This is a genomic window from Nocardia sp. NPDC051911, assembly GCF_040681035.1.
Taxonomy (GTDB): domain Bacteria; phylum Actinomycetota; class Actinomycetes; order Mycobacteriales; family Mycobacteriaceae; genus Nocardia; species Nocardia sichangensis.
Genome location: NZ_JBFAXY010000040.1, coordinates 67116 through 76724, shown reverse-complemented (window position 1 = coordinate 76724; position 9609 = coordinate 67116). Strand labels below are relative to the sequence as shown.

The following is a 9609-nucleotide window of genomic DNA, read 5'->3' as shown; positions in this document are numbered from 1 at the left end:
GCCGTTGGCGGCCCGGCCGGCTTTCCCGCGGTCTATGGGCTGGCGCCGCGGGCGCGAGTCTCGACCGCTGGAACGCGAGCCATAAGGGGCCGCGAACACGCAGCGCCGCAGGCGCTGCAAATCCACACAGCGTTCAGCGCACGCGGGTCGGTTTCGTTCGCGCGCGCAGGAACTGCTGGATCGCGTGGTTCACCGGCTCGGGGTGGGTCATCGTCACCGCGAGTCGGGCTTCGGCGATTTCGATGAAGGTCGCGCCGGACAGCCCGTGGGCCAGTTCCTGGGCGCGCTCGCGGTCCATGCCGCTGTGGGTGGGGTGGATCACCAAAGCGGGGCAGGCGATTTCGCGGAGGCGGTCCAGTACCGAATCCCGGCTGAGCAGGCAGCCCGCCGCCACCTCGATGCCGCGGCGGTCGCGCACCAGCCAGCGTTGGGTCCAGATCGAGCGGTACCACTCGTCGTCGCCGATCAGCCAGGAAGCCAGCTGGTGCACGGCTCGTTCGCGGGAGCCGTCGTCGTACCACTCGTCGAGGAATTTCTGCGTCGCGGTGGACTGCTCCGGGGTGGGACCGTGTGCTTCGGTGCTGATCAGGATCAGCGCGGAGACGCGTTCCGGTGCGATCAACGCGGTGCGCAGCGCCGTGAAACCCCCCTGCGCGGTGCCGCCGACGACGGCCCGCTCGGCGCCGAGATGATCCAGGACGGTCAGCGCGTCCCTGGCCGCGGTCCAATAGGTGAAGGGTAGGCCCTCGTCCCTGGTGCGGCCGTGGCCGCGGGCATCCCAGGAGACGATCCGGAATTCCGGTGCGAGAGCGGCCGTTTGGGCGGCGAACATGGTGCGGTCCATGAGGAACTCGTGCGCCAGCAGTACCACCGGGCCGTCCCCGCCGCTGTCCTCGTAGTGGATGTCGGCATCGATCGCGCGGGCGAAGGGCACGAGCAGAAGGATAACCAGCGAGCCGGGCCGCGGGTGACGATTCGGGCGGTCGGCTCGCCTCCCACGCGGTGCCGCTGTGCCGATGATTCGCTCGTTTCGCCGCTCACTAAACTGGGCGAGTGGCACAAACCCAGAGACCGGTCCTCGTCGTCGACTTCGGAGCACAGTACGCCCAGCTGATCGCGCGGCGGGTTCGCGAGTCGAGCGTGTACTCGGAGGTGGTTCCGCACACCGCGACGGTGGAGGAGATCGCCGACAAGCAGCCGCTCGCGGTGATCCTGTCCGGTGGTCCGGCCAGCGTGTACGCCGAGGGCGCGCCGCGGCTGGATCCGCGGTTGTTCGATCTGGGGCTGCCGGTCTTCGGCATCTGCTACGGCTTCCAGGCGATGGCCCAGGCGCTGGGTGGAACGGTCGCGCACACCGGCACCCGTGAGTACGGACGCACCGAACTCAACATCGACGGTGGTTTGCTGCACGGCGGCCTGCCCACCATCCAGCCGGTGTGGATGAGCCACGGCGACGCGGTCACCGACGCGCCGGAGGGCTTCGAGGTCACCGGCACCAGCGCGGGCGCGCCGGTCGCCGCCTTCGAGGATCGCGCGCGCCGGTTGGCCGGTGTGCAGTACCACCCGGAAGTGCTGCATTCGCCGCACGGGCAGCAGGTGCTGAGCCGGTTCCTGCACGAACTCGCAGGCATCCCCTCCACCTGGACTCCGGCGAACATCGCCGATTCGCTGATCGCCTCGGTACGCGAGCAAATCGGTGACAAACACGCGATCTGCGGACTGTCCGGTGGGGTGGACAGCGCCGTCGCCGCCGCCCTGGTGCAGCGCGCCATCGGTGACCGGTTGACGTGTGTGTTCGTCGACCACGGCCTGCTGCGGGCGGGCGAGCGGGAGCAGGTGCAGCAGGATTTCGTCGCCGCGACCGGCGCCAAACTGGTGACCGTCGACGCGGTGGACAAGTTCCTCGGCGAGTTGAAGGGTGTGACCGATCCCGAGGAGAAGCGCAAGATCATCGGGCGGGAGTTCATCCGTTCCTTCGAGGACGCGGTGGGCGAGGCGGTGCTCGAGCACGGTGCGGCCGACGGCGAGACGCCGAAGGTCGAGTTCCTGGTGCAGGGCACGCTCTACCCGGACGTCGTGGAGTCCGGCGGCGGCAGCGGCACCGCGAACATCAAGAGTCATCACAATGTCGGCGGTCTGCCCGACGATCTGGAGTTCGAACTCGTAGAACCGTTGCGGTTGCTGTTCAAGGACGAGGTCCGCGCGGTCGGACGCGAGCTCGGGCTGCCGGAGGAAATCGTCGCTCGCCAGCCCTTCCCCGGTCCCGGTCTGGCCATCCGCATCGTCGGTGAAGTCACCGCCGACCGGTTGGAGACGCTGCGCAAGGCCGACGCCATCGCCCGCGAGGAACTGACGGCGGCCGGTCTGGACGCCCAGATCTGGCAGTGCCCGGTCGTGCTGCTCGCGGAGGTCCGCAGCGTCGGCGTGCAGGGCGACGGCCGCACCTACGGACACCCGATCGTGCTGCGCCCGGTCTCCAGCGAGGACGCCATGACCGCCGACTGGACCCGGTTGCCCTACGAGGTGCTGGAACGCATCTCCACCCGCATCACCAACGAGGTGGCGGAGGTCAATCGCGTGGTCTTGGACGTGACCAGCAAGCCGCCGGGCACCATCGAGTGGGAGTGAACTCCCGGCCGCCCAGCGGGCGGTGACTACTCGCCGCCGTCATCGCGTGCGAGATCAGCGGGGGCGGTGGAAAGCGCTGTACAGGATCACGCGGCCCAGAAGTACGCCGTTCGTGATGCCGGGTCTGGGATCGGGCGGTGTGGTCCGGGTGGTGGGTGGCGTCTGATCGGCGGGTTCGTCGCGCTTCATGCGGTTGTCCTGTCGTAGGAATGCGGCCCGGCTACGGCGGCGGTGGCTCGGGGCTGAACGCGAAACGGCCCGTCCAAGTGGACGGGCCGCACGCTCATCGTCGTCTGCGGGGGGAGATCACCAGCACGATGCCGATGACGATGGCGGCGAGCACGACGATCCAACCGATCGAGATCATGCCGGCCGCGGGCCAGGACGCCGGGCCGACGAAAGCCCACACGCTGATCGCGAGGGACAGCAGTCCCGCGATGAGCAGCGAGGCGGCGGGGCCGCGGCGGGAGTCGGTCGTCTCCTTCTTCTCGTTCTCAGCCACGCTGCACCTCCACGTTGCCGACGCGGACGTCGACGTTCAGATCGAGCACCGGCGCGCCGGGAGTACCGGGACCACTGATGCCCTCGGGGCAGAGGGCCTCGGCCATCGTCGCCGTGCACGTGGTGCGGACGGTCATGTCGGCGGGCAGCAGGATGTGGGCTTCGCCCATCCGGACGTCGATGTCCACGGTGCGGTTCTCGGTCAGTTTCAGCGACCGCAGGTCCAGCGTGCCGGTGCCCATGGTCAGCTTGTAGTTCTGGGCCAGATCGGCGGCGGAGGCGGGCGCCCAGGTGCGGTCGCCCAGTTGATCGGATTCGATCGGACCGATCGCGGAGGCGAGCAGGACGAACCCGGCGAGCGGCGCGGTGAGCACGAGCAAGCCGTAGCCGCGCCGCAGGAACGCGCCGACCACCAGGCCGAGGCCGATCACGGCCAGCGCCGCCGCGGCGATCCGGCCGGGGGTCATCCATTCCGCGCCCGAGGCCGCCGCTGCACCGGCACCCGCCGCCGCGAGGATGGCCAGGCCGATCACCACCGGCGTGAGGCGCGAGCGCGGACGCTTCTGCGGCGGGGCGACGACGGTGCGGGCCGGGGTGGGCTCCGGCAGGTCCCAGGCGAGTGGAGCTACGCCGAGCGGATCCCAGGACGGCGGGGTCGGGCCGCCGATGATCGCGGGCTGAGCGGCCGCGGGGCCACGCGAGCTCGGAGCGCGGCCCGGGGCCGGAGCGTCTTTGCCGAGTGAGATCGCAGCGTCGGACGATGACGGTCTCGTGCCTGGTCCGCTTTCGGCTCGATCGTCATGAGTCGAGTCCGATCCGGCCGAATCGGCTCGGTCGGTGTGAGTCGTGTCCGATCCGGCTCCGCCGACCGAATCGATCCGGCCGCTGCCGACCGCCGCCGGGCCGTCTTGATCGCCGACCGTGGCGGGCGAATCGGTCTGATCGGTGACCTGAGCGTCGGTTTCTCTCTCGTCGGCGACCGAACTCGTCGCTGATCCGGCAGCGGGCGCGGCGACGTTGTCCGGTACCACGGTCGCGTCATCGACGGCGGGCTTGTGCAGCGGGACCGTCGCGCCGTCCGCCGCAGGCGCGGACGTCTCCGGGACGTAGGAATCCGGCAGTTTGGTGTACGGCGTGTACACGGCGGTCGGCGGCACGTACAGATCACCGACCGTCCGGGTCGCTCCTTGCGGGAAGACCGCGCCGGGGTAGCCGGTGGCGTTGATTCCGCTCTCCGGGGCGAATCCGCCGAACACTTCGGTGGTCCCGGGTGGCGGGTTGGGGGTGCGCAGGTGCAGCATCCACCAGCCCGCCAGCATCAGGGCGAGGCTGATCAGGCCGGATCCGCCGAGACCGACACCGACCGGTCCCATCGTGCTGACCGCGATGGCCAGCGCCACGATCAACACGATGGTCTTGGTCTGCGACTGCGAGCTGTGGCCTTTGCCGACCAGCGACTCGGCCGCGGATGCCTGGTCGCCCGCCGCGCTCAGCAGTAGCCAGGCCAGCAGGTAGAGCACGATGCCCGCGCCGCCGAAGATCGTCGAGACGACGAACGCGACCCGAACCAGTACCGGATCGATCTCGTAGCGGCGCGCGAACCCCGCCGCGACGCCCGCGACGGGCCCCTGCTGCGGCAATCGGATCGGCCGGGTCTGCCATATCTGCTGGACCTGGTCGCCGAAGCTCGTTTTCGTCATGTTTCCCATGGTGTGCCGATCCGTGAATCGGCGCATCGGGGGGAACCCTGAAAACAGCCTGAACACTTTGGACCGATCCACCGATGCAGCAAACTTTCAGCTATGCACGGGTTCGATCGGGCCCGGCCGCGTCCGCCCTGGTCGGCGCGGGTGTGGTCGAGCAAGCGAGATCAGGGTGAATCCCGATGCTGGCAGCTTCGTCGCCGTGCCAGTATCGAAGACATGTACCCGTCTGTTCCCGCGTTCGACACCCGGGGGTTCGACGCTGCACGTGGGCTGGGTCCCGCGCCCGCGCCGGTCCCATGGCCGCCGCAGGCGCGGATCTTCCGCCGGTCGGGCGGCCGGGTCGTCGGCGGAGTGGCGGGCGGTCTGGCCGACCATCTCGGTGTCGACGTGTTCAAGGTGCGGATGGCGTTCGTGCTGCTGTCCGCGCTGGCCGGGGCGGGCATCGTCGCGTACGGGCTGCTGTGGATCTTCACGCCCGGTGGGTCGGATCAGGCGAAACCCTCCGGTACGGAGCGGCGGCAGGCGATCGGGCTCGCGATGCTCGGGCTCGGGCTCGCGATCGCCGTGTCCTGGGTGTTCAGCGGGACCGCGGCGAAGGTGATCGCGCCGATCATCGTGGTGGCGGTCGGCGCGGCGCTGGTGTGGCGGGAGTACGACGTCGACGGGCCGCGTTCGCTGCTCGGGCTGCCCGCGCGTCCATCGGTGGTCACCTGGTCGCGCATCGTCGCCGGTGCGACGCTGATCGTGGCCGGTCTGGGTGTGGTGGTGCTGGCCAGGATCAATTTGAGCTCGATCGGATCGGCGCTGCTGGCGGTGGCGGTCACGCTGATCGGTGCGGGACTGCTGACGGTTCCGCTGTGGCTGCGCATGATGCGCGCGCTGAACGCCGAGCGCGCCGCCCGCATCCGCAACGAGGAACGCGAGGAGATCGCCTCGCACCTGCACGATTCCGTGCTCCAGACACTCGCGCTCATCCAGCGTCAGGCCGACGACCCGCAGGAAGTGCTGCGGTTGGCCCGCAGCCAGGAGCGGGAACTGCGGAAATGGCTGTTCGAGGATTCCGGGCCCGCGCAGTCGAGCTTGGCCGCGGCCCTGCGGACCATCGCGGGCGAGGTGGAGGACCAGCACGGCGTGAAGGTGGCGCCGGTGACCGTCGGCGACGTATCGATGGACGTCGACGGCTCCGGATCGGGTCTGCCGAAGGAACACTTCACCGCCCTGCTCGGCGCGAGCAGGGAAGCGCTGGTCAACGCCGCGAAGCACGCGGGTGTCCCGGAGATCGATCTGTTCGCCGAGGTCGAGCCGCATCAGGTGAGCATCTTCGTCCGTGACCGCGGCTCCGGCTTCGACCTCGCGTCCGTGCCGGAGGATCGTCGCGGCCTGGCGAAGTCCATTCGCGGCCGGATCGAGCGCCGCGGCGGCCAGGTGGACATCCTGTCGACGCCGGGTCGCGGCACCGAGGTCCGAATCACCATGCCGCGGACCGATTCCGGCTGCGCCCCCTTGGACGAAGAGCCCGCTCCGGCCGCCCACTAGGCACGCGTTGCGCACCTGCCAGGACGAGACAGGCGTGTGGGGGACGAGTGTGGTACGGGTTGGGGGTCAAGGGTCGGTTAGGAGAAGTAGGTGACCGTGCGGGTCTTTCTCGTCGATGATCACGCCGTTTTTCGGTCGGGTGTGCGTGCTGAATTGAGCCGGGAGGCGGACATGGAGGTGGTCGGTGAGGCCGGCGGGGTCGCGGAGGCGGTAGCCGGGATCAATGCCGAGCGACCGGACGTCGTCCTGCTCGACGTGCACATGCCCGACGGCGGTGGGGTGGCGGTGCTGGCGGGTATCGAGCCGGGGCCGGTGTGCCTGGCGCTGAGCGTGTCCGACGCGGCCGAGGACGTGATCGCGGTGATCCGGGCCGGGGCCAGAGGGTATGTCACGAAGACGATTTCGGGAGCCGAGCTGGCCGACGGCATCCGCCGGGTGGCGGGCGGCGATGCGGTCTTCAGCCCGCGCTTGGCCGGTTTCGTCCTGGACTCGTTCACCGGGAGGTCCCCGGTACCCGAGCCGCCCTTGGATCCCGAACTCGACTCCCTGACCCCGCGTGAGCTCGAGGTCCTGCGCCTGCTCGCGCGCGGCTACACGTACCGCGAGATCGCCGAATCACTCTTCATCTCGGTCAAAACCGTGGAGACGCACGCCTCCAACGTCCTGCGCAAGACCCAGCAGTCCAACCGCAACGCCCTGACCCGATGGGCCCACCGTCGCCGCATCGACTGACTGCCGTTCGGCTCCGGGTGCCCGGACGTCAGAGGACGGCGACGATGATCCCGATGATGATGACCAGGCCGATCAGCAGGCCGACGGCGATGGCCAGGGGGGCGTTGCCGGGCTGAGAATTCCTGGTGCGCTGCGGGGGCGTGGCCGCGGCCGCTCCCGCGAGGTTGCGGTGCGGGCGGGGGAGCGGCGTGGAGTGCTGGCTGCGGATCCCGGATGCCGAATTGCGCGCGGCCCAGAACGGGATGGTTCCGTCCTCGGTGCGGACGGGCGCGCCCAGAATGTACGGTCCGGTGCCGGGACCGAAAGCGGCGGTGAGGATTTCGTCGCGCGCCTCGGCCATGGTTGGGCGGCGCTGCGGCGCGGGCTCCATCATGTGCAGCAGCGCCTGGGTGAGCATGCCGCTGCGGGTCGGCGGGATGATCTGCGCCATGGCGGCGCGGTGCACGATGACGTCGCTGTCCTCGTCGAAGCCGTACGGCGGCTGTCCTTCGATCGCGGTGTAGAGCGTGGCGCCCAGGGAGAACACGTCGCTGGCCTTGGTCGGTTGCGCTCCGCGCGCGACCTCGGGGGGCAGGTAGGAGGGGGTGCCGGTGATCACGCCGTCCGGTTCGTCGAGCAGGTCGCCCGCGCCGCTGGAGATGCCGAAGTCGCTGAGTTTCGCCATGCCCACGCCGGTGCCACGGTCGGCGACGAGGATGTTGCCCGGCTTGATATCCCGGTGCACGATGCCGACCGCGTGCGCGGCGGCCAGCGCGTCGGCGACCTGGGCGCCGATCTGCGCGACCTCGATCGGCGGCAGCGTATCGACCAGCGCGAGCGCCTTCGCGACACTGCGCGACGGCAGGTGCTCCATCACCAGCCAGGGCTCACCGGCCTCGAGCACCACGTCGTACACGGCGATCGCGTGGTCGTGCGAGAGTTTCGCGGCGACCCGGCCCTCGTGCATGATCTGGTTGCGGACCGCCTCGGCTTCGGCCTCATCGAGCCCGGCCGTGGTGAGCACCTGCTTGATCGCGACGTCCCGGTCGAGCAGGCGGTCGTGCGCCAGCCATACCGCGCCCATGCCGCCGCCACCCAGCTTCGACTGGAGGCGGTAGCGGCCTGCGACGAGATATTGGGGGCCGACAGTAGGACGAGCGCGTTCGGTCACGGGTGCAGGGTAGCGGAAAATGGGGCTAGCTGGCCTGATTCGTGTTCGCGCATAGGCGGACATGAGGCACTGGTATGTGTCACGCCCGCTCTCGGTTCGAATGTGTGCCCCACACCATACCGATGAACCGGTGCCGGGCGTGGTAGCCGGGCGCGCGCCGGATCCGGTCCCGATGTGTCTTGCGGCGGGGCAGGGGGAAGCTGCGGCGAGGTTGCCCGGCGGCGGTCGCCGGGCGGAACCGACGGCCAGGCGGCCTCGCCTGCGGAGGGCGCCGCGGGTGCGAAACGAGGGCTGTCGCGGATCGCTCGCACTCCATCTCGTGTCGACACCCGCGTGCTGGACCTGCACAGATTCCACTCGAAGCCGGATCGGACCCGCGTGACCACGACACGAGGCTGCCGAACCCTTGACGGAAACCCGGGGGTCGGTTTCTACTGTGTCGGTATCGAACGTATATTCGATACGAATCGATAGCTGAATCGGTGCTGGCGCTCGAATGGAGGGTCGCTCCGCATGCTTCGCCTCGGGTCCATCGCGGGAAGTAGGTGGTTGAGATGGGTTCGGATGCGATCTCGCAGGGAGGGGTGAATCGGGGCGCGCCGGCGCGACGCAGTGGTGGGCGGGAAGGTGCCCCATCCCTCACTGAGCTGCGTAGCCGCATGGCTGCGGTGCCGGGTCGCGGTGAATCGGCAGCACAGCGGGCTCCGCTCGGAGACGGGGCGCGCCGAGCGGCATTGCCGGTGCCCACGGCTCTCGCACCGTTGTTGCCGGATGGTGGCTTGGTCAAGGGCTCCGTGGTGGCGTACACGGGAGCGAGTTCGTTGCTGGCCGGTCTGCTCGCCGCGGTGACCGAGGGCGGTGGGCACGCCGCGGTGGTGGGCATGCCCCGGCTCGGTCTGCTCGCCGCGGTGGAGATGGGGGCGCAGTTGCGGCGGCTGGCCGTGATCGCCGATCCCGGCCCCGACCCGGTGGAAGTGGCCGCGGTGCTGCTCGACGGGCTCGATCTGGTCGTACTCGGACTCGGGGGCGCCGCCGTCGCGCCCGCTCGAAGCCGGGTGATCGCCGCCCGCGCCCGCAACAAGGGCGCCACCCTGGTGGTCGCCGACGGTCGCTGGCCCGGCGCGTCCCTCCAGCTCGATGCCCGCATCGCGGGGTATGCCGGTCTCGGCCGCGGGCGCGGACGCTTGCGTTCGCTCGGTTTGACGGTCGAAGTGCGCGGCAAGGCGGGACCGCCACGGCGTGGGCGGCTGGATTTGTGCCCGAATGCGGGGCGCGTGGAATGGGTGCTGCGCGAAAAGGCGGCTCCGCCGGTCGAAGCCGTCGACACACAGGAGGCGGTGTCGTGAGTGCCGCGGC

Annotated in this window: 9 protein-coding genes; 4 read left to right on the top strand and 5 right to left on the bottom strand. The window is 70.0% G+C overall.

Going from position 1 to position 9609, the window contains the following annotated elements; all coding sequences use genetic code 11:
* Positions 1 to 133 precede the first annotated feature (133 nt).
* Complete coding sequence (locus AB0L97_RS34020; RefSeq protein ID WP_355078982.1) at positions 134 to 934, bottom strand: alpha/beta fold hydrolase; 801 nt, start codon at positions 932 to 934, stop codon at positions 134 to 136.
* A gap of 119 nt (positions 935 to 1053) precedes the next feature.
* Here AB0L97_RS34020 and guaA point away from each other — a divergent pair, with 119 nt between their 5' ends.
* A complete protein-coding gene (gene guaA / locus AB0L97_RS34015) occupies positions 1054 to 2628 on the top strand; it encodes a glutamine-hydrolyzing GMP synthase (RefSeq protein ID WP_355078984.1) in 1575 nt (524 codons plus the stop codon).
* A 54-nt stretch (positions 2629 to 2682) separates the two neighbouring features.
* On the opposite strand, the gene AB0L97_RS34010 is transcribed toward guaA, so the two are convergent.
* The 3 genes from AB0L97_RS34010 to AB0L97_RS34000 form a co-directional block, all read right to left on the bottom strand.
* Positions 2683 to 2817: a hypothetical protein gene (locus tag AB0L97_RS34010; RefSeq protein WP_355078986.1), complete on the bottom strand. Its 135-nt coding sequence runs from the start codon at positions 2815 to 2817 to the stop codon at positions 2683 to 2685.
* 94 nt (positions 2818 to 2911) lie between these two features.
* Entirely contained in the window at positions 2912 to 3130 is a 219-nt protein-coding gene (locus AB0L97_RS34005) for a hypothetical protein (protein WP_355078988.1), read from the bottom strand.
* Entirely contained in the window at positions 3123 to 4838 is a 1716-nt protein-coding gene (locus tag AB0L97_RS34000) for a PspC domain-containing protein (protein ID WP_364437842.1), read from the bottom strand. Before AB0L97_RS34000 ends, AB0L97_RS34005 begins: the two co-directional genes overlap by 8 nt.
* Positions 4839 to 5051: 213 nt before the next feature.
* Between AB0L97_RS34000 and AB0L97_RS33995 the strand changes: the two genes are divergently transcribed.
* Both AB0L97_RS33995 and AB0L97_RS33990 read left to right on the top strand, forming a co-directional pair.
* Entirely contained in the window at positions 5052 to 6371 is a 1320-nt protein-coding gene (locus tag AB0L97_RS33995) for a PspC domain-containing protein (RefSeq protein WP_355078992.1), read from the top strand.
* A gap of 96 nt (positions 6372 to 6467) precedes the next feature.
* Positions 6468 to 7103 carry a response regulator transcription factor gene (locus tag AB0L97_RS33990; RefSeq protein WP_157111826.1) on the top strand — a complete coding sequence of 212 codons (636 nt, stop codon included), beginning with the start codon at positions 6468 to 6470 and terminating at the stop codon, positions 7101 to 7103.
* Between the two features lie 28 nt (positions 7104 to 7131).
* On the opposite strand, the gene AB0L97_RS33985 is transcribed toward AB0L97_RS33990, so the two are convergent.
* Positions 7132 to 8253: a serine/threonine-protein kinase gene (locus AB0L97_RS33985; RefSeq protein ID WP_355078994.1), complete on the bottom strand. Its 1122-nt coding sequence runs from the start codon at positions 8251 to 8253 to the stop codon at positions 7132 to 7134.
* Between the two features lie 659 nt (positions 8254 to 8912).
* On the opposite strand from AB0L97_RS33985, the gene AB0L97_RS33980 reads away from it, so the two are divergent.
* On the top strand, positions 8913 to 9599 hold the full coding sequence (locus AB0L97_RS33980; protein ID WP_355078996.1) for a hypothetical protein: 687 nt from the start codon (positions 8913 to 8915) through the stop codon (positions 9597 to 9599).
* Positions 9600 to 9609: the final 10 nt, after the last annotated feature.

Excerpts from the sequence above, each read along its gene's own strand:
- AB0L97_RS34010 (WP_355078986.1), bottom strand. The coding sequence starts at position 2,817 with ATGAAGCGCGACGAACCCGCCGATCAGACGCCACCCACCACCCGGACC.
- AB0L97_RS34000 (WP_364437842.1), bottom strand. The coding sequence starts at position 4,838 with ATGGGAAACATGACGAAAACGAGCTTCGGCGACCAGGTCCAGCAGATA.
- AB0L97_RS33980 (WP_355078996.1), top strand. The coding sequence starts at position 8,913 with ATGGCTGCGGTGCCGGGTCGCGGTGAATCGGCAGCACAGCGGGCTCCG.
- AB0L97_RS33995 (WP_355078992.1), top strand. The coding sequence starts at position 5,052 with ATGTACCCGTCTGTTCCCGCGTTCGACACCCGGGGGTTCGACGCTGCA.